General features: G+C 63.8%; 23 protein-coding genes. 8 read left to right on the top strand and 15 right to left on the bottom strand.

The window, feature by feature from the left end:
* Nucleotides 1-2: 2 nt before the first annotated feature.
* The 5 genes from CXP40_RS17805 to pnuC all read right to left on the bottom strand — a co-directional run bounded on the left by CXP40_RS17805 (nucleotide 3) and on the right by pnuC (nucleotide 5,047).
* Nucleotides 3-1,094 carry an extracellular solute-binding protein gene (locus CXP40_RS17805; protein WP_106734851.1) on the bottom strand — a complete coding sequence of 364 codons (1,092 nt, stop codon included), beginning with the start codon at nucleotides 1,092-1,094 and terminating at the stop codon, nucleotides 3-5.
* A 9-nt stretch (nucleotides 1,095-1,103) separates the two neighbouring features.
* Complete coding sequence (aguA, locus tag CXP40_RS17800) at nucleotides 1,104-2,216, bottom strand: agmatine deiminase (protein WP_106734850.1); 1,113 nt, start codon at nucleotides 2,214-2,216, stop codon at nucleotides 1,104-1,106.
* A 97-nt stretch (nucleotides 2,217-2,313) separates the two neighbouring features.
* A complete protein-coding gene (locus tag CXP40_RS17795; protein ID WP_106734849.1) occupies nucleotides 2,314-3,201 on the bottom strand; it encodes a LysR substrate-binding domain-containing protein in 888 nt (295 codons plus the stop codon).
* 247 nt (nucleotides 3,202-3,448) lie between these two features.
* Nucleotides 3,449-4,480 carry an AAA family ATPase gene (locus tag CXP40_RS17790; RefSeq protein ID WP_106734848.1) on the bottom strand — a complete coding sequence of 344 codons (1,032 nt, stop codon included), beginning with the start codon at nucleotides 4,478-4,480 and terminating at the stop codon, nucleotides 3,449-3,451.
* Nucleotides 4,481-5,047: a nicotinamide riboside transporter PnuC gene (gene pnuC, locus CXP40_RS17785; protein ID WP_106734847.1), complete on the bottom strand. Its 567-nt coding sequence runs from the start codon at nucleotides 5,045-5,047 to the stop codon at nucleotides 4,481-4,483.
* A gap of 141 nt (nucleotides 5,048-5,188) precedes the next feature.
* On the opposite strand from pnuC, the gene CXP40_RS17780 reads away from it, so the two are divergent.
* Complete coding sequence (locus CXP40_RS17780; RefSeq protein WP_106734846.1) at nucleotides 5,189-5,941, top strand: tetratricopeptide repeat protein; 753 nt, start codon at nucleotides 5,189-5,191, stop codon at nucleotides 5,939-5,941.
* 6 nt (nucleotides 5,942-5,947) lie between these two features.
* Here CXP40_RS17780 and CXP40_RS17775 read toward each other — a convergent pair whose 3' ends face one another.
* A complete protein-coding gene (locus CXP40_RS17775) occupies nucleotides 5,948-7,237 on the bottom strand; it encodes an NAD(P)/FAD-dependent oxidoreductase (protein WP_256579477.1) in 1,290 nt (429 codons plus the stop codon).
* Between the two features lie 77 nt (nucleotides 7,238-7,314).
* Complete coding sequence (locus CXP40_RS17770) at nucleotides 7,315-7,740, bottom strand: 3-isopropylmalate dehydratase (protein WP_099526486.1); 426 nt, start codon at nucleotides 7,738-7,740, stop codon at nucleotides 7,315-7,317.
* Between the two features lie 184 nt (nucleotides 7,741-7,924).
* Here CXP40_RS17770 and CXP40_RS17765 point away from each other — a divergent pair, with 184 nt between their 5' ends.
* Nucleotides 7,925-8,191 carry a DUF2790 domain-containing protein gene (locus tag CXP40_RS17765; RefSeq protein WP_106734845.1) on the top strand — a complete coding sequence of 89 codons (267 nt, stop codon included), beginning with the start codon at nucleotides 7,925-7,927 and terminating at the stop codon, nucleotides 8,189-8,191.
* Between the two features lie 53 nt (nucleotides 8,192-8,244).
* Here the strand turns inward: CXP40_RS17765 and CXP40_RS17760 are convergent, their stop codons facing one another.
* A complete protein-coding gene (locus CXP40_RS17760) occupies nucleotides 8,245-8,682 on the bottom strand; it encodes an HIT family protein (RefSeq protein ID WP_106734844.1) in 438 nt (145 codons plus the stop codon).
* A gap of 335 nt (nucleotides 8,683-9,017) precedes the next feature.
* On the opposite strand from CXP40_RS17760, the gene CXP40_RS17755 reads away from it, so the two are divergent.
* Nucleotides 9,018-9,719, top strand: a complete 702-nt coding sequence (locus CXP40_RS17755) for a glutathione S-transferase N-terminal domain-containing protein (protein ID WP_106734843.1) — start codon at nucleotides 9,018-9,020, stop codon at nucleotides 9,717-9,719.
* A 53-nt stretch (nucleotides 9,720-9,772) separates the two neighbouring features.
* Here the strand turns inward: CXP40_RS17755 and CXP40_RS17750 are convergent, their stop codons facing one another.
* Complete coding sequence (locus CXP40_RS17750) at nucleotides 9,773-11,083, bottom strand: NTP/NDP exchange transporter (protein ID WP_106734842.1); 1,311 nt, start codon at nucleotides 11,081-11,083, stop codon at nucleotides 9,773-9,775.
* Between the two features lie 46 nt (nucleotides 11,084-11,129).
* On the bottom strand, nucleotides 11,130-12,179 hold the full coding sequence (locus tag CXP40_RS17745) for an SDR family oxidoreductase (protein WP_106734841.1): 1,050 nt from the start codon (nucleotides 12,177-12,179) through the stop codon (nucleotides 11,130-11,132).
* Nucleotides 12,180-12,473: 294 nt separating this feature from the next.
* Here CXP40_RS17745 and CXP40_RS17740 point away from each other — a divergent pair, with 294 nt between their 5' ends.
* From CXP40_RS17740 to CXP40_RS17730, 3 genes are all read left to right on the top strand, one after another.
* Nucleotides 12,474-13,397, top strand: coding sequence for a LysR family transcriptional regulator (locus CXP40_RS17740; protein WP_106734840.1), 924 nt, complete (start codon nucleotides 12,474-12,476; stop codon nucleotides 13,395-13,397).
* Between the two features lie 74 nt (nucleotides 13,398-13,471).
* Complete coding sequence (locus CXP40_RS17735) at nucleotides 13,472-14,671, top strand: MFS transporter (RefSeq protein WP_013714733.1); 1,200 nt, start codon at nucleotides 13,472-13,474, stop codon at nucleotides 14,669-14,671.
* A 65-nt stretch (nucleotides 14,672-14,736) separates the two neighbouring features.
* The gene (locus CXP40_RS17730; protein ID WP_106734839.1) at nucleotides 14,737-15,294 is read left to right on the top strand and encodes a hypothetical protein; all 558 of its coding nucleotides are present in this window, start codon (nucleotides 14,737-14,739) and stop codon (nucleotides 15,292-15,294) included.
* 821 nt (nucleotides 15,295-16,115) lie between these two features.
* Here CXP40_RS17730 and CXP40_RS17725 read toward each other — a convergent pair.
* Together CXP40_RS17725 and CXP40_RS17720 are read right to left on the bottom strand one after the other, a co-directional pair.
* A complete protein-coding gene (locus tag CXP40_RS17725) occupies nucleotides 16,116-17,417 on the bottom strand; it encodes an SLC13 family permease (RefSeq protein WP_106734838.1) in 1,302 nt (433 codons plus the stop codon).
* A gap of 40 nt (nucleotides 17,418-17,457) precedes the next feature.
* Complete coding sequence (locus tag CXP40_RS17720; RefSeq protein WP_177429693.1) at nucleotides 17,458-18,279, bottom strand: amidohydrolase; 822 nt, start codon at nucleotides 18,277-18,279, stop codon at nucleotides 17,458-17,460.
* A 179-nt stretch (nucleotides 18,280-18,458) separates the two neighbouring features.
* Here CXP40_RS17720 and CXP40_RS17715 point away from each other — a divergent pair, with 179 nt between their 5' ends.
* Nucleotides 18,459-19,196, top strand: a complete 738-nt coding sequence (locus CXP40_RS17715; protein ID WP_106734836.1) for a GntR family transcriptional regulator — start codon at nucleotides 18,459-18,461, stop codon at nucleotides 19,194-19,196.
* A gap of 67 nt (nucleotides 19,197-19,263) precedes the next feature.
* Here the strand turns inward: CXP40_RS17715 and CXP40_RS17710 are convergent, their stop codons facing one another.
* On the bottom strand, nucleotides 19,264-20,574 hold the full coding sequence (locus CXP40_RS17710) for a CitMHS family transporter (protein WP_106734835.1): 1,311 nt from the start codon (nucleotides 20,572-20,574) through the stop codon (nucleotides 19,264-19,266).
* A gap of 299 nt (nucleotides 20,575-20,873) precedes the next feature.
* On the opposite strand from CXP40_RS17710, the gene CXP40_RS17705 reads away from it, so the two are divergent.
* Nucleotides 20,874-21,635: a carbon-nitrogen hydrolase family protein gene (locus tag CXP40_RS17705; RefSeq protein ID WP_106734834.1), complete on the top strand. Its 762-nt coding sequence runs from the start codon at nucleotides 20,874-20,876 to the stop codon at nucleotides 21,633-21,635.
* On the opposite strand, the gene CXP40_RS17700 is transcribed toward CXP40_RS17705, so the two are convergent.
* Both CXP40_RS17700 and CXP40_RS17695 read right to left on the bottom strand, forming a co-directional pair.
* On the bottom strand, nucleotides 21,636-22,166 hold the full coding sequence (locus CXP40_RS17700) for a DUF3087 domain-containing protein (protein WP_106734833.1): 531 nt from the start codon (nucleotides 22,164-22,166) through the stop codon (nucleotides 21,636-21,638). It lies immediately after the preceding gene.
* A 65-nt stretch (nucleotides 22,167-22,231) separates the two neighbouring features.
* Nucleotides 22,232-22,846, bottom strand: coding sequence for a DJ-1/PfpI family protein (locus CXP40_RS17695; RefSeq protein WP_106734832.1), 615 nt, complete (start codon nucleotides 22,844-22,846; stop codon nucleotides 22,232-22,234).
* Between the last annotated feature and the right edge of the window lie 46 nt (nucleotides 22,847-22,892).

Genomic DNA, 22,892 nt, shown 5'->3' with positions numbered 1-22,892 from the left:
AGCTACCGACCCGACTTCAGCCGACTGAACGCACGGGTCAGGGCCCGGTTGAACTCGCGACTGTTGTCATTCTTGGTGTACAGCGTGGCGCGTAGCTCGGCCGGCGGATAGGTGCCCGGGTCGGCGAGAATCGCCGGATCGACGAAGGCGTCGGCTGCTGGCACCGCATTGGCGTAGTAGATGTTGTTGCTGATGGCGCCGATCACCTCGGGTGTCATCAGGTGGTCCATCAACGCCAGCCCGGCTTCCGGGTGCGGCGCATCACGCGGGATGACCATGGCATCGAACCACAACAGAGCCCCTTCACGCGGGATGCGGTAGCTCAGCTGGAATTTCTTGTTGGCCTGCTCGGCCTGTGCCGCGGCGATGGCGACGTTGCCATTCCAGGCCATCGCCAGGCAGGTGTTGCCGTTGGCCAGGTCGCTGATGTTGCGGTCATTGTCGAAGTAGCGAATGAACGGTCGCACCTTGGCCAGATGGGCCTCGGCCTGTTTCAGGTCATCGAGATTCTGCCGGTTGATATCCAGCCCCAGGTAACGGAACGCAGCGGCGAACACTTCGTTGGGATCATTGAGCAAACTCACTCCGCAATCGGCAAAACGCGCCACCACCTGCGGGTCCATCAGCATCGCCCAGCTATCGGTCGGGGCATCTGCCATGCGCTGAGCGATGGCCTGCGCCTGGTAGCCGAAACCGGTGGTGCCCCAGACGTAGAGTCCGGCGTAGCGATTGCCCGGGTCGAACTTGGCCATGTGCTGGGTGAACTCGTCATCCAGCCCGGCAAAATGCGGCAGCTGCGCCTTGTCCAGCTCACGCAATGCACCGCTGGTGATAGCCCTGCTCAGGTGCTGGCCGGCAGTCAGCACCAGGTCGTAACCACTGCCGCCGGTGAGCAGTTTGGTTTCCACGGTTTCCAGCGAATCGAAGTGATCGACCACCACGCGGATACCGGTCTTCTCTTCGAATGAAGCCAGGGTGTCCGGGGCCAGGTATTCGCTCCAGATATACAGGTTGACCTGCTTCGGCGCCGCGCCGGCCTGCGCGTGTGCGCAGGCGGCAAGGGCCACGGCCAGCAGACTGGCGGGCAGTTTCATCCGGGCCTCCTAGGCGCGCTGGGGCGCGGCGTATTGCGGCATGGTGATGCAGGCGACGTTACCGCCACCCAGCAGGATTTCCCGCGAGTTCTCGATACCGAGGATGCGATGCTGCGGGAACAACTCGGCCAGGGTGGCCTGGGCCACACGGTCGCTGGCATCGCCGAACAGCGGCAGGACGATGGCCGAGTTGCCGGCGTAGTAGTTGATGTACGAGGCGCAGATCTGCGTGCCGGCCTGGCGGGTATGGGTGGCATCGTCCTGATCCAGACCTTCGGCCTCTTCCGCCGTCCACTCCAGTACGCGCGGCTGCGGCAGTTTGTGCACCTCCAGCGCACGGCCACGGGCATCGCGCACGCTGCGCAGGATGTCGTAGGCCTCCTGGTAGATTTCCCATTGCGGGTCGGTGCGGTCGTCGGTCCACTGCATCACCACCACGCCAGGGCGAACGAAGCAGGCCAGGTCATCGATATGACCGTCGGTTTCGTCGAACTTGCAGCCGCGCGGCAGCCAGATCACCTGCTCGGCACCGAGGTAATCCGACAGCCTGCGGGTCATCTCGTCCTTGCCCAGGTGGGCGTTGCGATTGCGGTTGAGCAGGCACTGCTCGGTGGTCAGCAGAGTGCGCTGGCCATCACTCTGGATACCGCCCATTTCGGCAATGAAAGGCGCGCGATAGCGATCGAAGCCTTCGATCTCGAGAATCTTCTGCGCGATCTGATCGTCCTTGTCCCATGGGTAGTAAAGCCCGCCATCAAGCCCGCCATAGGCGTTGAATTCGAAGTCCACGCCGCGCACTTCGGCCGTCTCGTCATGCACCAGAAACGCCGGGCCGCTGTCGCGGAACCAGGTGTCGTTGCAGGTCATTTCCACCACCCGCACATGCGCCGGCAGCATGCGCCGAGCGTTGGCGTACTGCGCCGCCGAGGCGCAGACGGTGACCGGCTCGCTGCTGGCGATGGCCGCAACGATCTCGACCCAGACCTTCTGCGCCGGCTTGCCACCGTTGCGCCAAACGTCCGGGCGCTCCGGCCAGCCGAGCCAGCAGCGGCTCTTGGTTTCGAATTCGCCGGGCAGACGAAAGCCGTCGGCCTTGGGCAGGGAAGTCAGGGTACGGGGCATCTCGCGGCTCCTCGTCAGTGGCTGGAAGTAGCCCGACAGTACGCCCGTCGGTGCCGCCTCGACCAATGACGATAATCGCGGAACCCTTGAATTCAATTCACAGATCGACCAGCTGATCAGTGAGCCATTCGATGAAATGAGCGACTGCCGGCTTGTCCAGACGCAGGCGCTCGCACACCAGCGCGTACTGCCCGAGCGACGGCACCTGAGCCGCAAAGGGACGCACCAGGCGACCACTGGCCAGGTCTTCGGCACTGGTCAGGTTGTCGCCGATGGCCACGCCCTGGCCACGTGCAGCTGCCTCCATGGTCAAGCCGGCATGGCCCAGGTACAGATGCCGAGTCGGCTGGATATCGCCAGCATGAGTGGTCAGCCAGGCGGTCCAGGTCTTGCCGTCCTGATCGTCATGCAGCAGGCAATGACGCGCGAGGTCGCGCGGGTGCTTGAGCGGCGACTGGTTGAACAGGCCCGGGCTGCACACCGGGAAGAATTGCAGGGTCGGCAGCGGCCTTACGAAGTAGGTGCTGGCATCGTCCGGGCCGGTGCCATAGGTGATGGCGATATCGATCTCGCTGCCCGGCAGCGTCGCCTCCAGCGGCTGTTCGTGCAGATGCAGGGTGATCTGCGGGTGGCGCTCGGCGAAGTCGGCCAGGCGCCCGACCAGCCACTTCTGCGCCAACTCTGCGGTAACCGCGACGCGCAGTTGCGCCTGCGAACCGGGATCGCGCAGCTCGTCGCAGGCCTCGCCAATCAGCTCGAAGGCCTGCTGCAGACTGTGCAGCAGGCGCCTGGCCTGCGGTGTCGGGCGTACCTGACGGCCGTCGCGCTCGAACAGCATGCTGCCGAGTTGCTCTTCGAGCTGGCGAATCTGGTGGCTGACAGCGCTGTCGGTGACGCACAGCTCAGCGGCCGCACGGCCGAAGTGGGCATGCCGTGCGGCCGCTTCGAAAGTGCGCAGGGCGGTGAGCGAAGGCAGACGACGCATGGCGATTCCGGTTCGGTCGAAAACGCGCATCCTCGCCCAGCCATGGATGGCCGACAAGTCTCGTAGCGTGTCGCAAGGCCGACCAGAGGTTGCGCGCCGCTGATTGCAGTTATGGCTGACTGAACTCCAGGCGTGTTCCACAAGCCGGTGCGCGCAGAGCACCCTACGCAACACCACCCGCGGCTATCCCGGCAAGTGCTTCGCTCGTTCGAACCTAGGGTGCGCCGTGCGCACCAACTGCCTACGACTAGGTTCCGCTCAGGCTATGCAGTACCTGCTCGATGCGCTGTTGCAGAGAGCCGGTCAGCCGTGTGAATGGCCAGCCGCGCCGCGTCAGCTCCTGCGCGTACCACTGGTTCTGCCGGCGGCGAAAGGTCTGGTCCTGACGGGTGCCGTCCTGCACGAAGGGGAAGTCATCGGCGCACAGGAATAGGTGGTGATAGTGCCGCTCGGCCAACTGCTCCAGCTCGGCCTCGGCACCCCCGAACAGCTCGCGGCAATAGAACAGCGTGGTCAGCGGCGTGGTGTCGCAAACCAGGTAGCGCTGGCACTGCCCGGCCAGGCTCTGCTCACGGTCGACCTGGGTTCGCCCGATACGCAGCAAGTCGTCATAGGCGAGCACGCCGCCCTGCTCTTCCCAGAGTTCGCGTCCGTACTCCGCGGCATGCCGCGTGCCCAAGGCCTCGGCCAATGCCAGGGCGAGGCTGCTCTTGCCGGTGGACTCGCCGCCGAGCAAGGCGATGCGTTCGATGAAATCGCCATACACCTGCGGCGCCAGGTAGTGGCGCAGGCCATGAATATCGGCGCGCAGACGCGTACCGGACACCGGCACCTGAATGCGCGCGCGGTCGATCTCGACGTGCTCCACCGGCCGGCCGAAACACCGGCTCAAATGCGCGGCAAAACCATCGCCGTAAGCCTCGCTGGTAAAGACCGCGTCCACCGGGTGGCCGAGCACTGCCAGGCAAAAGTCGGCGACGAACTGGCGCTGAGCGGCATCGGGATCGGACTCGCGGGGAAGATCTGGCAACGCCAGGCCGCGTGCGCGTTGCTGGGCAACCCACTCGGGCGTGACCACCCAGCTGCGCAGTTCGGGAAAGCGCACCTGCAACCAGTTCGCACGGCGCTCGGGCGCGCAACCGGCAAGCTCCGGACGGGCCCAGCTGAGCAGTACCAGCTGTTCGCATTGCTGTTGCGCCTGGCGGATCAACCATTCGTGCCCCAGGTGCAACGGCGCGAACTTGCCGACCACCAGCCCGCAGGCGAATCGCGTGCTCATTCAGGCGGTCTGCGCGTTAAGTTCACGGCGCCAGCGGTACAGGCCGTACCAGGCGTTGCACCAGAACAGTAGGTAGATGAACGCCGTCAGATACAGCTCGCGCGAGGCGAATAGCGGCACCGCGAGGGTGTTCACCAGCAGCCAGCCGTACCAGGTTTCCAGCTTGCGACGCATCAGCAGCAATTGCGCCAGTACGCTGAAGGTCAGCACCAGCGAATCGATGAAAGGTGCGTAGGCGTCGGTGAAATGGTGCAGCAAGGCGCCGTATGCGCCTGCCACGACCACCGCGAGCAGCAGCGCCAGGCCCAGTCCGGCCGTGCTGGCACGGCTGATCGGCAGCGCCTCGCCCTGGCGACCGCGCATCCAGCTCCACCATCCCAGCAGGCTGGTGGCGATGAAGAAAGCCTGCAAGGTGACATCGGCATACAGCTGCACGCTGAAGAACAGCCAGCCGAACAGCACGCAGCCGACCAGGCCGACGGCCCAGGTGTGCACCGAATTGCGCGCCGCCAGCACGACCGAAACCAGATAAAAGAGGTTGGCGAAAATCTCCAGCGACGACGGCATGCACGCATCCTTATGAACATGGAATCAGCCGCGCAGCCTATCACGTGACACAAGCCACAGCCGTGCATGCGTCACCTGACAACGGGGCTGATCCATGCTCTGATAAGCCTCCCCTCGCACTCCAAAGGACTGGATCGCCCTATGCCTCTGCTCGCTCTGTTAGTCATCGCCTGCCAAGTCACCTGCGGCCTCCACGTAGTGCGCAGTGGCCAGGAACGCTATTGGCTGTACCTGATCATCGCCCTGCCCGGCCTCGGCTGCCTGATCTACTTCCTCGGCATCATGCTACCGGATCTGCTCGGTAGCCGCCGCGGCCGCCGCACGCTCAACCGTCTGCATGACAGCATCGACCCAGAACGTCACCTACGCGCCCTGCGCGATGAACTGGAGATTCGCGACACCCGCGATACTCGCGTCAACCTGGCCGATGAGCTGCTGCGCATGGGTCAGGCCGAAGAAGCGGCCACGCACTACCAGACAGCCCTGCGCGGTATCCACAGCGACGCCCCGGACATTCTCCTCGGCCTGGCCAGAGCACGTTTCGCCCAAGGCGACTTCGCCGGTTGCCAGGCGAGCCTCGATCAACTGATCGCCCACAACCCGGACTTTCGCTCCAGCGACGGCCACCTGCTGTATGCCCGCGCATTGGAAGGCCAGGGCAACGACCTCAAGGCCGAAGAGGAATACCGCGCCCTTGGCAGCTACAGCGCCAGCCCGGAAGCCAACTATCGCTATGCCCTGCTGCTGCAGCGACTGGGACGTGAGCGCGAGGCCATCGAATTGCTGCAACAGATCCAGACCCACGCCCGCCGCTCCGCCCGGCATTATCGAGTGCTACACAAGGAGTGGCTGGACCTGAGCCAGAAGGCGCTGCTCGACCTGCAGCGCAGCTGAGCGGCCTCACTCCCAGGCCTCCCGCTCGCCCGTCCAGGCATGCAACTCGCGCTTCTGCGCGCCCGACCATAGCCAGCCGCCACGTGCACCAACCAGGGTGCTGACGGCATGCTGGCGGCCGAAACGGTTGTGCCGAGCCAACATCAGGGCGATATCGCGTAGCACCGCCAGCGTGTTGCTTTTGGACTGGAACAGCGGCGTCAGCAAGCGGCTGGCCTGGCGGTAGTAGCGCAGGTGATCACGACGGGCATCACCGTAGCGAGTGAAGATGGCATTCCAGTCGAGCGCGTGCTGATGCTCGTCACCGGCATTGCCGAGCGCATCGGCCAGTGCAGCGGCATCGACCAACGCCATATTGGCGCCCTGCCCCAATTGCGGGCTCATGGCGTGGGCGCAATCACCGATGGCCAGCACGCGACCATCGTTCCAGCGCTGCATGCGCACGTCCGCATAGGCCGTCAGGGTCAATTGTGCGGGGTCATCGATCTGCTGCAGATAGGCCTCTGTAGCCTCGCCGGCGAGGTTGCGCACGCGGTTTTTCCAGGCCTGCAGGCCGCTCTTGCGCCACGCTTCATGTTCACTGAGCGGCAGGCTCCAGAACAGGCTGGTCAGCGAAGTGCCACGTGCCTGATGGGTGCAGCCGGTCGGCATCAGCCCGAACATCTCGCGGCAGCCGCGGTACCACTGGCGCAGCTCGCCGGATTCAGTCGCAGGCGAGGTCGGCAACATGCTCCACAGCGCACCCCACGGATAAGGCCGCGACCACTGCCGCACCTGCATCTGCGCGCGCAGAGTCGAGCGTGTGCCATCGGCCAGGATCAGTGCGGCGAAATCGCCCAGGGATTGTTCACTGCCATCCGCCTGCTCCTGCAGCAAGCGAACATGGTCGCTGGCCTGCTCGAAGCGGCTCACCGCCACACCGGCTTCCACCTGCACACCGGCACGCTGCGCTGCATTGAGCAATGCCGTCATCAACACGCCGCGGTGAATGCCAAGGCCGAAACTACCTGGCTGCCAGTCGTGATAACGAGTGTCGAGGATCACCCGGCCCTGGCAACTGGTGCCGTACAGGCGGCTGACCGGAGCCCCTAGTGCGGTGCATTCGGCGAGCAGACCCAGGCGTTGCAGCACAGCCAGACCGGAAGGCTGCAAGAGGATGCCTGCACCCACCGGCTGCAGTTGCTCGACCCGCTCCAGCACGCGCACCTCATAACCCTGGCGGGCGAGGAATATCGCCGTGGCGAGACCCGCGGTACCCGCCCCTACGATGGCTATCGGCAATCCATTCACGTTCATGCTCCCTGTTTTGATGCAGGGAATACTAACCGCCTGGCGTCACGCTCGATATGACCGCTCGCACAGCGGCAAAGCGGTCAGGGCTTGTCCGGGCGGATATCGAAGCCACCCTTGTTCTGGCTGACGATGCGCAGGTGCTGGGTTTCCCCGGCTTTCACCGGCACCGCCACTTCGCGCAGCAAGCGGCCCATGCCGCACAGGGTGTCGTCCATGCGATCCGGCGTGATGCCGACCACGCGCGTGCCTGTCGGCACCTGGAAGGTTGCGACCTCGCCGACGCCGATGCGCGCAGCGACCTTGCGATCCACCTCGATGGCCACGAAGCAGCCGCCCCCCATCATCCCGAAATCGCGGTTGACCACGATCTGCGCGCCGTTCGCCTGCGCCTCCTGAAACGCCAGCAGGCGATCTTCCGGTACCGGTTTGACGTTCTCGGGGTCACCCCGATATGACGAACAACCGGCCAACAGCAACAGCGGTAGAGCGATGAGGATCGAACGCATGAAGCCCTCCATGGGCAGATAAGTGCTGCCTGAGTATTGGGGTTGACGAGCCCGCGGGCAAGGTATCGATAACATCGATGCCCAAAAGCAAAAGCATCGATTTCTGTAATGATCGGCGCAATGTTTTCATCTCTCTCGACCCCAGCGCCAACTTCTTCGGCGCAACTGATCGGAGATTACCCAGATGAAATTCACAGCGCTCAACGCCACCCTCCTCGCCGCTTTCACTCCTATCGCATTCGCCAGCGAGAAAGCGCCAGACAGCACCAAAGTGAACGTACAGGAATATCAGTACGGCATGCAGCTGGACATCGACCAGGTTCTGCAGCGCACCGACAACAGCCGCAAGAGCGGTGTCGTGCCCAGCGTCATGGTCTACCGTGACAGCCAGGGCGAAGTGCACGCCGTGCGTTTCGTGGAATGGGGCGGCCTGAGCAACCAGAACGGCTAAACCACAGGTTGCCTGATGCCCCGGCCGAGTCACTCGTCCGGGGCAATGCCGTTTCAGGCTTGCAGGCGCTTGACCAGTCGTGCCTGCAACGCTTCCAGCTCGGCCGGATCGGCCTTGCTCGCCGCGTGAGCACCCAGGCCTTCGCCCTCGAAACGCGGAATCACGTGCATGTGGATGTGGAACACCGTCTGCCCGGCAGGCGCGCCGTTGAACTGCGCGACTTGCACGCCAGCCGGCTGCAACTCATCGACCACGGCCTGGGTGACCTTCTTCACCACGGCCATGACCTTGGCCAGGCTGGCGTCGTCGATTTCCAGGATATTGCGCGCGGCCGCGCGCTTGGGAATCACCAGGCTGTGACCCTTGGATTGCGGGAACAGATCGAGGAAGGCCAGTACATCGTCGTCCTCGTAGAGTGTGTAGCAGGGCAAGTCGCCACGAATGATCTGGGCGAAGATGTTCTGGGAGTCGTAAGTACCGTGCAGGCTCATGCCGATGGGCTCCGGGCCGGGTGGATGAAAACCGCACCATACCGCCTCGTTCACGTACAGGGAACCGGGCAGGATTGCTCGAGTCGATGACTACTAGCAGCTGGATCGATTTCCTGCGCTCAGGCTACTCGTGTTCTGATCGCTCCTTTCGTAGAGGCTGTTCAGGATCTCGCGAGCTAGAGCGATACAAGGCAAAAACAAGCGAGGAAGCAGAGTGTACTTTTGTACATGAGCATTCCGACCGGGCTGGCGATCCAGCTTGTTTTTAACGCAGTAGCGCCGACGCGCAGCAGATCGTGAACAGGCTCTTAGGCCCATTCGACATGGAACTCCACATGACCGACCTCAGCCCCTTCCACATCACCCGCAAATGGCCCGCCCAGCATCCCGAGCGCCTGCAGCTGTACTCGCTGCCCACGCCCAACGGCGTCAAGGCCTCGATCATGCTGGAAGAAATCGGCCTACCCTACGAACCTCACCTGGTCGACTTTGCCAGCGACGATCAATTCAGCCCCGAGTTTCTCTCGCTGGCGCCGAACAACAAGATTCCCGCCATCCTCGATCCCGATGGGCCCAATGGCCATCCGCTGGCGCTGTTCGAGTCCGGGGCAATTCTGATCTACCTCGCGGAAAAGACCGGCAAGCTGCTGCCACAGGACGCCGCTGCCCGCTACGAGACGATTCAATGGCTGATGTGGCAGATGGGCGGCCTGGGACCGATGTTCGGCCAGCTCGGTTTCTTCGTCAAATTCGCCGGCAGCCAGTTTGAAGACAAGCGTCCACGTGACCGTTACGCCGCTGAATCGGCACGCCTGCTGGGGGTACTCGACCAACACCTGCAAGGCCGTGACTGGATCGCTGGCGAATACAGCATCGCCGACATCGCCGTATTCCCCTGGATTCGCACCCTGGCGGATTTCTACCAGGCCGGTGATCTGGTGCAACTCGAGCGCTTCACCAACGTACGCCGCGTGCTCGATGCCTTCCTCGCTCGCCCGGCGGTGCAGCGCGGCCTGAACATCCCCGCACGAGGCTGATGCAGTTGTGGGAGTCGGCCGCCGACTCCCACATCGTTTCTCTCGCACTTGCCTTAGGTAGTTGCAGCCACCTTTTTCTCGGCACTGCGCTGATCGGCCTGCCCGCCCAGGTACCAACCCAGCAGTCCCCACAGCGCCGCACTGGCAGCCCCCACCAACGCCACCAGCCAGGCGCCCTGGGCCAGCATGTCCAGCAGGCTCTTGAGCCAACCACTCATGGCGTCGCCCGCGCGATAGATCACGGTGTCGATGAAGTTCTTCGCCTTGTACTTGCTCTCGGCATCCAGCGGCGCGAAGAGCATCTCTCGCCCAGGCCGCACGAAGGCATATTCACCGATACGCCGGACGATCATCAGCGCCGCCAGCATGGCGAAGGTCGGCATCAACGCCAGGCCGATGAAACCGACACACACCATTAGCGGCACACAGGCCAACAACACTCGCACGCCCATACGCCGCGCGATACGCCCGGTGATGAACAGCTGGGCAATCAATGCGCCAGCCTGCACCACGAAATCGATCACGCCGAACACCCGCACCTGCGCCGCGCGATCCGGGAACAGCTCGGCCACAAGACGTGCCTGCTCGAAGTAGAGAAAGGTGCTGGCCGTGGCCAGAAGAATCACGAAGCCGGCGATACCCAGCAGAAAGGGCGAAGCCAGTACCCGGGTCAACCCGCTGAACGGATTGCCCGGCACAGGCCGGCGTGGGCTCTCGGCCTGGACCGCACCGGCACGTCCCGCGCCACCCTGCTCTCGCCAGCGCATCAGCACCTGCTTGAGCGTCAGCGCGACAGCCAGCAATACAGCGGACAGCAGAATCAACCCGGCCTGACCAAGAGTGCCGATCAACAGTGTACTGAGCGCGGGTCCTGCCAATCCGCCGACACTGGCTCCCGCGGCGATGAAAGCGAACAACCGCTTGGCCTGTTCGCTGTCGAATACATCCGCCATCAGGCTCCAGGCCACCGACACTACGAACAGGTTGTAGACCGAGATCCACACGTAAAAGCTACGCGCCAGCCATACACTTTCATCAGCGCTGAAAAACAACAGGGCGAACAGCGCGAGGTTCAGGGTGAAGAAACCGTACACCCAGTCGATGAAATGAATCCGCGGCACCCGTGAACTGAGCCAGGCGAACAAGGGCACCGCGATCAGCATCACCACGAAGGTGGCGGTGAATAACCATTGCAGGTTCTCCACGCCGGAGACGATGCCCATCGCCTCGCGGATCGGTCGCAGCATGAAGTAGCCCGAGAACAGGCAAAAGAACAGGGCAAAACCGGCCAGAGCCGGCCACAACTCGTTGCGCTGCGCGTTGATGGCCACGGCCACGCGCTGCGCCATCGTTGACGATGACATGGGAAATTCCTCGAACGGGCGCGCCAGCGTGGCGCGCCGGCATCACTCAGCCGTATCTGACGCCAGTCAGACGCTCGGCTACCGACCACAGGCGCGCCGCAGCATCCGCATCGGCTGCCGCATCCGGCACCTTGGCCAGACCTAACGGGCCGCGTTTTTCCTCTTCGCCGGTCGGGCCGTAATAACGACCGCCCTCGGCTTCGGCCGCCGTCGCCGCGAACAGCGATGACAGCGCACCTTGCGCTGCCGAGTGATACACGTCGCGGTCCTTCGCCCACTCGCGAGCGAACTCGCTTTCCAGTCCGGGCCCGCGTTCGACCAGTTCGGTGACAGCCACACCAGGATGCGCGGCCACGCTGCGGATGCCCCAGTCATTGGCCAAACTGCGCCGCTGCAACTCGAAGGCCATCATCAGACAGGCCAGCTTCGACTGGGCGTAGGCGACATAGGGGTTGTAGTTGTTCTGCGACTGCAGATCATCGAAATTGATGTTGCCGCGGTTCACGGCGATGCTCGCCAGGGTCACCACGCGCGGGTCGGCCGACTTTTGCAGCGACGGCAGGAGCAAACCGGTCAGGGCGAAATGGCCGAGGAAATTGGTCGCCAACTGCATCTCGAAACCATCGCGGGACACGCCACGCTGTGGTGGCGCCATGATCGCCGCGTTGTTGATCAGTACGTCCAGCACCTCACCCTCGGCATTCAGGCGCTGAGCCAGGCTGCGCACCGAGGCCAGGTCGGCCAGGTCCAGCTGTTCGAAACGCAGACGCGCATCCGGTACCTGAGCACGAATACGCTCGATGCTCTCCGCACCGCGCTGTGAATTGCGCGCGGCGATGATCACCTGAGCACCCGCGCGGCTCAGGGCCAGGGCATCCTCGAAGCCCATGCCGCTGCTGCCACCGGTGACCAGCATGCGCTTGCCGATCAGCGCTGGCATGTCACTCGCCTGCCACCCCGGTGAGGTACTGGCCCAGGCGAATGTCGGTACACCGCCCAACACCCCATGCAAGGCCAGGCTGCCGCCCACCATGCCGAACAGTTTCAGGGCATCACGACGCGAATGGCCTCGCCCCACAGCATTCTTCTTGTCCATCGGCTGATTCCTCGTGTCCGTTGACTCAATGCGCCAGACCCGGCGCACGTACAGGACATAGGGTGCAGGCAGATGGCGCGTACGATAAGCCGGCCAAAACCGAACAACGCATACGGTCAGGCGGACAGTTACCGGGTGTTTCGCGGACGCGAAGCGTAATCCGGGAATGAGTGCTGCCACGGCGAAGATCGCGGCTGAAGCCCCTCCCACGCGCTCCCCAGTCTCCACTCAGGATTGGCAAAGTGGCCGCTGCGCCGCATTATCGGACCCTTCGTAATAATCCAGCCGCCACCCATGCGCCAACCGAATCTATCCGATGTTGCCCTGTTCGCTGCCGTGGTCGAGGCCGGCGGCTTTCGCGTCGCCGCGCAACGCCGCGGCATGTCGGCTTCGTCGCTGAGCGATTGCGTGCGCCGCCTGGAAAAGGAGCTGGACGTGCGCCTGCTCAACCGCACCACGCGTGGCCTGACGCCGACGGAAATCGGCGCGCGCCTGCTTGAACGTCTACGCCCCGCGCTGGACGAGATCAACACGGCGCTCAACGACCTGCAGGAAGATCCGCAGAACCCCGTCGGTTCACTTCGCCTGCATGTGCCCGGCGTGATTGCGCGGCACATCCTGCCGCAACTGCTGGATGGCTTTCTCGCTCGCTACCCCGGCATCGCGCTGGAGGTGAACATGGACAACACCTTCATCGACGTCATCGGCGCCGGTTATGACGCCGGCATTCGCTACGAGGAAAGCCTGGCCAAGGACATGATCGCCATCCCTATCGGGCCGCGCCGGCAGTGTTTCATGGCAGTGGCAGCGCCCAGCTACCTGCAGCGCCATGGCACGCCACAACACCCCAGCGAACTGAGCGAGCATCGCCTGCTCGGCTACCGCTTCGCCAGCGGCAAGCTCGGCGTGTGGGAGTTCGAGCAGGATGGACGCACCCTGCGCATCAGCCCCGAGGGTCGCCTGGTCAGCTCGTCGCAGGACCTGCTGATCGCTGCGGCCTGCGCCGGCCACGGCATTCTCTACACCTTCGAGGAATACATCGCGGCGCCCCTGGCCAGCGGCCAGTTGCAACCCTTCATGCAGGACTGGTGGCAGCACTTCAACGGCCCATATTTGTACTACCACAGCAGGCGCAACGTACCGGCGCCGCTACGCGCCTTCGTCGACTACGTGAAAGCCCTGAACAACGCCGACCATTCGTCTCAAAGCCCGATATAGAGCGGTCGCCAATACCCAAGCAAGGCACTGGGAGATTATAATTCCGCGCTTGCTTTCCCCCTTCCAGGTCACTCATGAACACGTCTTCCCCCAGCGCTGCGACGCATCTGTCGCCGGGCGCGATCCTTCTCATTCAACTCGCCCTGGCCCTCGGCGGCTTCGCCATCGGCACCGGCGAGTTCGCCATCATGGGCCTGATGCCCAACGTCGCCGCCGACCTTGGCGTCAGCGAGCCACAGGTCGGCCACGTGATCAGCGCCTACGCCCTCGGCGTGGTGGTCGGCGCACCGGTGCTGGCCCTGCTCGGTGCACGCCTGCCACGGCGCATACTGCTTCTGCTGCTGATGGGCTGCTTCGCCCTTGGCAACTTCGCCAGCGCTCTGGCACCCAGTTATGAGCCGCTGCTGATCTTCCGCTTCATCGCCGGCCTGCCGCATGGCGCTTATTTCGGCATTGCCATGCTGGTGGCGGCGTCCATGGCTCCGCCGCACAAGCGCGCCAAGGCGGTCAGCCGGGTGCTGGCCGGCCTGACCGTGGCCATCCTGATCGGCAACCCGCTGGCCACCTGGCTCGGTCAGTTCATGAGCTGGCGCTACGCCTTCGCCCTGGTCGGCATCATCGCCATCACCACCATTGCCATGGTGGCGATCTTCCTCCCGGCCGACCCCAACGAGCAGCGCAGCAGCCCCTCGGGCGAGTTGCGCGCCTTCAACCGCGCGCCGATCTGGCTGGCCCTGGGCATCGGCTCGATCGGTTTCGCCGGGATGTTCTGCGTGTTCAGCTACATGGCGCCGACCCTGCTTCATGTCACCCAGGTCGGCCCCGGCTGGATTCCCCTGGCCATGGGCGTGTTCGGTGCCGGCTGCATCGTCGGTAACAGCGCCGGCGGCTGGCTGTTCGACCGCCTGCGCCTGCGCGCCGTTGCCTGGATTCTGGCCTGGAGCACGCTGGTGCTGCTGGTCTTCCCCTTCGCCGCGCACAGCCTTTGGACGATCCTGCCAGCGATCTTCGCCCTCGGCACCATGATCGCCCTCGGCCCGGCGCTGCAGACCCATCTGATGGACGTCGCCACTGGCGCGCAAACCCTGGCGGCCGCCTCCAACCATGCCGCCTTCAACATCGCCAACGCCCTCGGCCCCTGGCTCGGTGGCCTGGCCATCAGCGCCGGCATGGGCTGGACGGTGACCGGCTATATCGGCGCCGCCACCGCCATCGGCGGCCTGCTGTTGTTCGTTTGGGCGTGGCAGGTGCAGCAGAGAAACGCAGCGATCTGAACAGGTGCGTGAGGTGACTCGGGCAAGGTATCTTCTACCTCCCGAGCCGCCAACGAACCCGCCCGATGATTGTTCAGCGTTTACGCGTCGCCCTGATCGCCACCACCTTATGCACCGCCCTGAACGTCCAGGCGCAGGTCGAAGTCGAGGCCAATGCCGGCCTGCTGGCAGCGAAAATTTCCGAAGAGATCGTTCCCGGCGACTACGAAAAACTGCTGCAGGGTTTGCGCGCCAACCCAGGTAAGCACACACGCAAGATCGTGCTGCTCGACAGCATCGGCGGCAGCGCGCCGGAGGCCATCCGCATGGGTCGCCTGCTGCGCGAAACCGGCTTCGAGGCGCTGGTGCCTTCAGGCGGCATGTGCCAGGGCAGTTGCATCTATTTGCTGGCGGCTGGCAGCAAACGCACAGTCAACGGCCACGTTGCCCTGCGCCGCCCACCCTTCCCCGCCGGTGACTCGGCATTGGCGCAGGCCGCCCATGGCAGCCAAGCGTTCAGCCCGGCCAAGTACTTTCGCGACATGGGCGTCGACGTGAGCCTGGCCGAAGCGATCTACCAGGCCCCGCCAGGTCGCTTGCGCCTGCTGAGCCAGGATGATTTGCGACGCTATCGGCTGAAATAGCGATACGGACTTGCGGGGATAAAGCCCCTGCATCACTCGATGCCGGTTTTTTTCAGGTTCTTCGCATTCTCGCGGGGAGGATACGCTTGATACCGGACTGGCAAGTTTGTGTGCGTATCTCTTACTGGCTTAGCACGATCCGTTATCGCGTGCGCTGAGCGTTTGGGTTGCGCCCCTTACGGGCGCCACACCTTTCTTGCTTGCCCAAGAAAGGTGTGCCAAAGAAGGGCACCCCGACATCCGGGTTTCGCTGCGCGAAACTTCCCTCGCTCCGGTGCCGCTGCGGGGGCCGGCTTACAAGGGCCGTCCCTGGCCCTTTAAGCCTCTCGCCGCATCCATGCGGCTCGCTCCCCTACGCAACACCTCCGCTCGGCCTCCTGAAGGGGACCAGTTCGCGAGCCTGCGTAATCTTTGCGTAATTGGAATTGGCGGCGTCTGGCCTTTGCCTTTGCTCTTAAACTGCGATGGTGTAGACGACGCCCAAGTCCCCTTCAGGAGGCCGAGTGGAATCGCCATGTAAGGGGTTGAGCGACATGGATGTCGCGAGAGCTGCGATGGGCCAGGGATGGCCCTTCGCAGCGTGCCCCTGGAGTGGTGTTGGAGCGAGGGAACCCCGGCGCAGCCGGGGCCGTATGTAGGGGTGTGTTTCTTTGCTTACTTTCTTTGCACAAGCAAAGAAAGTGAGTCGCCCGTAAGGGGCGAAACCCATCAGATCAGACGACACGCTAACGGATAGTGCCAAACCATGGACAGCTAACACGTAATTGCTAGTCCGGTATCAACTCACGCTCTCCCCATACTATGCAAAGAACCTTTTCTCATCAGAACAGGAAAGTCAGCGCCAGATTGAACAGCATCGCCGCAACGAAGCCAATGGGCGCGGCGCGCAGCAGCAGTTGCGAGAACAGGGTCGAGCGAACCTTGTCGTCCGTGCAGGAGCCCAGCAGTAGACTGCCGCCGGAGGAGAACGGCGAGATCGAGGTAGCCTGAGCACCGACCACGATGGCGATGAAGAGGATCATCGGATCGATCGACATCGACGCCGAAAGCGGCAGCACCATGGGAAACAACGCCGGCGTCACGACGCCGAGCGTACTGGCGAAAATCGACATCAATGCAGCCACCACGCCGAAGGCCACTGGGATCATCAACGGCGGGATATTGCCACCGATCCAGGACGCCAGGGCGTCGATGGTGCCGGCCTTGATCGCGACGGTAATCAGCATGCCGACGCCGCAGATCATGATCAGCGTGGCCCAGGGCACGGAGGCGATGGCCTTGCGCTCGTCACCCAGTTTGAGCAACAGGGCGATCACCGAGAACACGCTGGCGATCAGGCCGATATCCACCTTGCTGTTGATGAACTTGATCGTGGCATTGTCCGGGAAGGCCAGCAGTGCCAGCGGTGCAGCGAGCACCAGCACCATCATCAGCACGGTCAGCAGCAGGGTCAGCTTCTGCTCGCGGTTGAAGGCCTCCGGCAGATCGGCGGCGAGCACAGCATTCTTCAGGTTGCGGCCATGACCACCGAGGAAGACGAACGCGGAAATCACCAGCACCGGGATGATCGCCGTGCTGGCGAAGATCGCCAGGGCATTCACGAAAGCCTCGCTCTCGGGCATGCCGGCGCCGGTCATCAGGCCACGGAAGATGATGCCGCTCTGGCTGGAAACGAAGTTCGCCCCGGCCAGCGCACCGTAGTTCACCGCCATGCCACCGAGAATCAGGCTCATGCCAGTGCGCTGGCACAGCAACAGGGTCAGCGGCGCCATGAAGGCCAGCACGGTGTAGTAACCGGCGCCCATGGCAGCGATCACCCCCGAGGTAAGCAAAATGGCATAGGGCAGCATGTGCGGCACGCCACGGCAGCGATACAGCAGATGCCCGGCGAGTTTTTCCAGGGTGCCGTTGACGGTGGCGAAGCTGTAGAACAGGCAGACCGAGAAGATCACGAAGAAGATCTTCAGCGGCCACATGTTGATGATATCGCCCGGGCTGATGCCCATGCCGAAGCAGCCCAGCAGGTAGGCGAAGGCAATGGCGAACAGGCCGATGTTGATCTTGGTGGTGTAACCCAGCGCGACGGAGAGGACGATCGCGGCGACGACGAGCAAGCTCATCATGATGGTTTGACTCCTTTTGTTGTTCTGATGTGAGCAGTGGTTACGCCGAGGCGAAACCGAACAGGGTTGCGGGGTTGTCCACCAGAACGCGACGGCGCTCCTCGGGGTTGGGCAGCAGAGCCTCGAGCAGCGCGAATTGCTGATCGTAGCGGGTCTGCGACTCGAACTGGGTGTTGGGCCAATCGCTGCCCCAGAGGAAGCGACCGACGCCGCCACAAGCCTCTCGCAGACGTGCCTCGATTGCCTGGGCACGGCTCAGGTCGGACTGGCTGCGGTAGGCTGCCGACAGCTTGATCCATACCGGCGCCTGGCCCAGCAGATCGAAGAACACGGCATGCTGCGCAGCATCCAGTTGCACGCTGGGCGCAGGCAGGCCGAAGTGATCGATCACCACGGTGACGCCGGATTCGAGAATCGCCGGCACGATCAGCGCCAGGTCGTCGAAGCCGCGCTGAATTTCCACCTGCCAGCCACGACGCGCCAGTCGGCGGAACAGACCACTCCAGGCAGGGCCGGTGTAATCCTCCAGCGCCTTGCCGATCAGGTTCAGGCGCACGCCCACCACGCCGGCAGCGGCCAACTCGTCCAGCTCGGCATCGCTGACCTGCGCATCCACCACCGCCACGCCACGCAGGCGCTCAGGGAAGCGTTGCAACGCCTCGACCATGTAGTGGTTGTCGGTGCCGAGAAAGCTCGGCTGGATCAGCACCCCCTGGGACAGGCCACAGGCGTCCAGGTGGGCCAGGTACTGCTCCACGGTGGCGTCATAGCTGGGGCTGTAGCGGCGGCCAGGAACCATGGGTAGGTCCTGGCGAAAGATGTGCGCGTGGGTGTCGATGCCGGTGATAGCGGCATAAGGCATGGGCGTCACGAAGCGATACCTCTGTCGATTCTTGTACGAGCCGCCGGTACGAGCGACTCCTTCTTGTAAGTCATATATTCATATATATGATTAGATGACTGTATCTACAGAGATCGAGTGCTGTCAATCTGCAGGCCAGTGGTAAAGTGACGGCCGGTCGACTTTTGGATTTGAGGTTTATGAGCACCACGGCTCTGGGACAGGACGAGCGCCTGCCGCTGTACCAGCGGTTACGCGACGAAATGCTGGGAAAAATTGCCGCAGGCGAATGGTTGCCGGGTGAGGCCATCCCCACCGAAGCGGAGTTGACCCGCCATTACGGCGTGGCCATGGGCACGGTGCGCAAGGCGGTAGAAACCCTGGTCGCAGAAGGCCTGCTGCTGCGTGCTCAGGGGCGCGGCACCTTCGTGCGGCGACCGAACTTCGATGGCTCGCTGTTTCGTTTTTTCCGCCAGGTCAGCGCCAGTGGCCAGTCTCAGGTGCCGCAGGGTCGCATCCTCGACTGCCGCCAGGTAGCTGCCGATGCCGCCGTCAGCCAGGCACTGCAGCTGAGCGAAGGCGAGCCCTGCGTATTCCTCCAACGCCTGCGTCTGATCGACGGCCGCCCGCTGTTCCATGAACGTATCTGGCTGCCGGCTTCACGCTTCGACGCTCTGCTGGAGCTCGCGCCGGACGACTTTCCACAATTGCTCTACCCCTTCTACGAGCAGCATTGCGGCCAGCGCATCGCGTCCGCCCGGGAAACCCTGACGGTCTCCTCCGCCGATGCCGAACTCGCCGCCATTCTGGATGTGGCCGAAGCCAGCCCAAGCGTGGTGATTGAACGTACCGCCTTGGGCTACGATCGCACGCCGCTGGAATATCGCCTGTCACGCGCGGCGGCGGAGAACTTCCGCTATCAGGTGGAAATCAGCTAAACACCCGCCTCCATATGCAACACGCCCGGGCAAGCCCGGGCGTGAGGTGCGATACAAGCTGGGTTTGTCAGAACAACCCGAGTGCCCAGGCCGCACCGAACAGCACCAGCGAGAAGCCCCACATCCACCACAGCGAGTAGCGGATGTGCCGGCCCAGATCCAGCCCGGCCAGACCCAGTGCCAGCCACAGCGCCGGCGAGAACGGGCTGATGAAGGTGCCGATGATGTTACCGATGGTCAGCGCATAGACCACGCTGGCCGGCTCGACGCCCTGGGCACCGACCACTTCCAGCGTTACCGGCAGCAGGCCGAAGTAGTAGGCGTCGGTGCTCAGCATCAGCTCCATCGGCAGGCCGAACAGGCCCAGCACGATGTGCATCTGCCCTACCAGCGGCGCCGGCAGCACACGCGCCAGGTCCTGGGCGATGGAGGTGAGCATGCCGGTGCCGGTGAAGATGCCGAGCATCGAGCCAGCCGCCAGGATGATCATGCCCATGCTCAGGGCAGCCGGGGCATGCGCCGAGATCCGCTGCATCTGCGCCTTGCCGCCCGGGTAGTTGATCAGCAGCGCCAGGCACAGGCCGATCATGAAGATATAGCCGGCCGGCAGCACGCCAGAAAACAGCGATACCAGCACCGCCAGGAACAACGCGGAGTTGGCCCAGAGCAGACGCGGGCGCTCCAGAGCGAGCTCCTCGGCGCTTGGCTCATGCAAGTCAGTGCTGGTTTCCACCAGTACACCCTCGTCCCCGCTCTTGCCGGCAGCGATACGACGCTGCTCACGCCAGCCCAGCAACGCAGCCAGGGCAATTAACAGCACCACCCCGACACCCTGTACGGCGATCAGCGGACGCCACAGCTCGGTGACCTCGATGCCGGTCACGGCCGAGGCACGGCCCAGCGGTCCAGCCCAAGGCAGCATGTTGAAGATGCCGGCGCCGATCGCCAGCAACAGCAGCATCAGGTACGGGCTCATGCGCAACTGCTTGTACAGCGGCAGCAAGGCGGGAACGGTGAGCAGGAAGGTGGTGGCGCCGGCACCGTCGAGGTGCGCCAGCATGCCGATCACAGCGGTGGCCACGGTGACGGCGATCACGTTGCCGCGGGTCAGGCGCACCATGCCATTGATCAGCGGGCGGAACAGCCCGGTGTCCTGCAGCACGCCGAAAAAGGTGATGGCAAACACGAACATGGTGGCGATCGCCGTCACGCGGCCGATGCCATCAGTGAAGAAACCGGAAATCGCCTCTGGGCCAAAGCCCGCGGCCAGAGCGCCCAAAAGCGGCACTATGATCAATGGCAGAACAGGCGACATGCGCCCAACAAGCAGCAGCACAACCAGGCTGCAGATGGTCAACAGGCCAATCAAGGTCAACAAACCGCTTTCTCCTCTTTTTCTTGTAAAGCACGCAAAAGGCGCGTGCGGAGGCTAAGAGGCGAACCTTTCAAAAACCTTTAAGCGGCGAACATGCGCCTCGCTAAATGTCAGTGGATATGTCGCGAAATCGGGGCGGCAGCCCTGCCGCCCCGACGTCATTTATTGCAGGGTGTAGCCCTTGCCTACCACCCAATCCTGACTGGGACAGGCGCGGTAGAGCTCGCGAGTGCGAGTAAGCGCAAGTCCCTGCGAGAGCAATCCATGCTCTACTGTCGCGACCCAAGGTGACAGCAAGCCCCATGACCGACCTCGATCTCTGCGCCGCCCAATACTGCGCCATCGCCGGCGACCTCGACGCCAACCTCCAGCGCCACCTGCAGGTCATGCGACTCGCCGCCGAGCAGCGCATCGATTTTCTGCTGTTCCCCGAACTATCGTTGACCGGCTACGAGCCCTCGCTGGCACGCGAACTGGCGCAGACGACGGACGCTGCCCTACTGCAGCCTGTGCGCACATTGGCCAAGCAGCTGCGCATGACCACGGTGGTCGGCCTACCGCTGCGAACAGCCGAAAGCGACGCCATCCTGATCGGCTCAGTGCTGTGCGGCGCCGATGGTTCGCAGGCCATCTACACCAAGCAGCATCTGCATGCGGGTGAAGAACGGGTGTTCAGCCCGGGCGCTGGCGGTGCGCCGCTGCACCTCGGCGACGAGCGCATCGCCCTGTCAATCTGCGCGGACTTCACTCACGCCAGCCATGCCAGGGCTGCCGTCGAGCGCGGCGCGGGGATCTACGCGACCAGTGTGCTGATCAGCAAAAACGGCTACCCGCATGACAGCGAATTGCTCGAAGGCTATGCCCGTGAACTGTCACTCGGGGTGTTGATGGCCAACCATGGCGGTCCTTCCGGCGGCTGGTCCTGTGCCGGACGCAGCGCGTTCTGGGCGCCCGGTGGACGACAGGTGGTAAGTGCGGTCGGCACGGGTGACTGCCTGGTGATCGCGCGCCGTCGCCAGGGCATCTGGCAAGGTCAGACGCTGGAGTTGTCGCTGGACAACTGATCAGGCCGCTTTGAACGCCTTCACCCGCTCCAGCCAGGCCGGGTCGAGCCGCGTCTGCTCGATATCCAGCCCCTGCTGCTCCATCGCCTCACGATGGCTGTCGATCTCGCGCACCATCTGGCTCAGCTCGCTGGAATTGCCATCGAGCTGATGCATCTGGGTCACCCCCAGGTGGTAAAAGCGCAGCAGTTTCATCGCGCTGTCATCGCCCTGCGCCACGCCCGCCTTGACGTGGTGCATAACGTTGGTGACGCGCATCAGGCTGCGTTTTAGCCGCCAGCCGTAGACGGCCGGCGCCATGAATGGCCGCGACCAGAGTTGCTGGCGCACCAGGACGATGGTCAGGCCGAGCCCCACCACCACACCGAGCAGATTCCACTTGAAGTTGTCACCACCGGGCGTACCGAACAGCTGCGTACTCAGCGTGGCGCAAAGCATGGCCAGCGCTACGAAGATGACCGCGATAACCGCAGTACTGCGACGGGTCTGCTGGCGGTAATGGGCTGGATCGATGGGCTGGATTTCGAACATGCGCGAAGGCTCGTGGCGGGGTCAGTCGGCGATGGTACGACAGCTTGCCACGATGCACGAACCGGTCACGCCTCTGTACGGCCTTGAAGATATGGACCGATCGCCGCCATCGCCCCCGCCAGGTACTGCGCCTTCTCACCCACAGGCGCCACGTAGTGCAGCGCCTGGCGCGCCTCGTCGAGGCCGACCAGACGGGCGATGACCCAGGCGGCTAGATAGGTCGACGCCAGGCAGCCGCCCGCCGTGGCGACATTGCCACGGGCGAACAGCGGCTGGTCGAGCACCTGCACACCCGCCTCCTGCACCCAAGGCTTGCTGGTCAGGTCGGTGCAGGCGGGCACGCCGTCGAGCAGGCCGAGCCGGGCCAGTAGCAACGTGCCGGAACACTGCGCCGCCAGCAGTTGGCGCGCCGGGTCGAGGCGCAGCTGCGCCATCAGCGCTTCGTCCGCCACCACCTCACGGGTGCGCATGCCACTGCCGACGATCACCGCATCGGCCGCGCAGGCCTGCTGCAGGTCGATGTGGCTATCGATCACCAACCCGTTCATGGATGTCACGCGCGCAGCTGGGCTGGCGATGCTGACGCGCCAGTCGGGCCGGCGGACGCGGTTGATAATGGCGAAGGCGATCAGCGAGTCGAGCTCGTTAAACCCCTCGAAGGTCAGAATGGCGATGTGCATGGCAGCTCCTGTGATGAAACGGGTTGCCACGCAGCTTCGGGGCAAA

The organism is Pseudomonas sp. YY-1, assembly GCF_002843095.1.
In the GTDB taxonomy this organism is placed as follows: Bacteria; Pseudomonadota; Gammaproteobacteria; order Pseudomonadales; family Pseudomonadaceae; genus Aquipseudomonas; species Aquipseudomonas sediminis_A.
Note: the sequence above shows the minus strand (reverse complement) of the source record. Positions and strands in the feature narration are given on the sequence as shown.

Bases quoted from the DNA above. Each gene is read 5' to 3' on its own strand.
- CXP40_RS17805 (WP_106734851.1), bottom strand. From the start codon at position 1,094: ATGAAACTGCCCGCCAGTCTGCTGGCCGTGGCCCTTGCCGCCTGCGCA.
- aguA (WP_106734850.1), bottom strand. From the start codon at position 2,216: ATGCCCCGTACCCTGACTTCCCTGCCCAAGGCCGACGGCTTTCGTCTG.
- CXP40_RS17795 (WP_106734849.1), bottom strand. From the start codon at position 3,201: ATGCGTCGTCTGCCTTCGCTCACCGCCCTGCGCACTTTCGAAGCGGCC.
- CXP40_RS17790 (WP_106734848.1), bottom strand. From the start codon at position 4,480: ATGAGCACGCGATTCGCCTGCGGGCTGGTGGTCGGCAAGTTCGCGCCG.
- pnuC (WP_106734847.1), bottom strand. From the start codon at position 5,047: ATGCCGTCGTCGCTGGAGATTTTCGCCAACCTCTTTTATCTGGTTTCG.
- CXP40_RS17780 (WP_106734846.1), top strand. From the start codon at position 5,189: ATGCCTCTGCTCGCTCTGTTAGTCATCGCCTGCCAAGTCACCTGCGGC.
- CXP40_RS17775 (WP_256579477.1), bottom strand. From the start codon at position 7,237: ATGAACGTGAATGGATTGCCGATAGCCATCGTAGGGGCGGGTACCGCG.
- CXP40_RS17770 (WP_099526486.1), bottom strand. From the start codon at position 7,740: ATGCGTTCGATCCTCATCGCTCTACCGCTGTTGCTGTTGGCCGGTTGT.
- CXP40_RS17765 (WP_106734845.1), top strand. From the start codon at position 7,925: ATGAAATTCACAGCGCTCAACGCCACCCTCCTCGCCGCTTTCACTCCT.
- CXP40_RS17760 (WP_106734844.1), bottom strand. From the start codon at position 8,682: ATGAGCCTGCACGGTACTTACGACTCCCAGAACATCTTCGCCCAGATC.
- CXP40_RS17755 (WP_106734843.1), top strand. From the start codon at position 9,018: ATGACCGACCTCAGCCCCTTCCACATCACCCGCAAATGGCCCGCCCAG.
- CXP40_RS17750 (WP_106734842.1), bottom strand. From the start codon at position 11,083: ATGTCATCGTCAACGATGGCGCAGCGCGTGGCCGTGGCCATCAACGCG.
- CXP40_RS17745 (WP_106734841.1), bottom strand. From the start codon at position 12,179: ATGGACAAGAAGAATGCTGTGGGGCGAGGCCATTCGCGTCGTGATGCC.
- CXP40_RS17740 (WP_106734840.1), top strand. From the start codon at position 12,474: ATGCGCCAACCGAATCTATCCGATGTTGCCCTGTTCGCTGCCGTGGTC.
- CXP40_RS17735 (WP_013714733.1), top strand. From the start codon at position 13,472: ATGAACACGTCTTCCCCCAGCGCTGCGACGCATCTGTCGCCGGGCGCG.
- CXP40_RS17730 (WP_106734839.1), top strand. From the start codon at position 14,737: ATGATTGTTCAGCGTTTACGCGTCGCCCTGATCGCCACCACCTTATGC.
- CXP40_RS17725 (WP_106734838.1), bottom strand. From the start codon at position 17,417: ATGATGAGCTTGCTCGTCGTCGCCGCGATCGTCCTCTCCGTCGCGCTG.
- CXP40_RS17720 (WP_177429693.1), bottom strand. From the start codon at position 18,279: ATGCCTTATGCCGCTATCACCGGCATCGACACCCACGCGCACATCTTT.
- CXP40_RS17715 (WP_106734836.1), top strand. From the start codon at position 18,459: ATGAGCACCACGGCTCTGGGACAGGACGAGCGCCTGCCGCTGTACCAG.
- CXP40_RS17705 (WP_106734834.1), top strand. From the start codon at position 20,874: ATGACCGACCTCGATCTCTGCGCCGCCCAATACTGCGCCATCGCCGGC.
- CXP40_RS17700 (WP_106734833.1), bottom strand. From the start codon at position 22,166: ATGTTCGAAATCCAGCCCATCGATCCAGCCCATTACCGCCAGCAGACC.
- CXP40_RS17695 (WP_106734832.1), bottom strand. From the start codon at position 22,846: ATGCACATCGCCATTCTGACCTTCGAGGGGTTTAACGAGCTCGACTCG.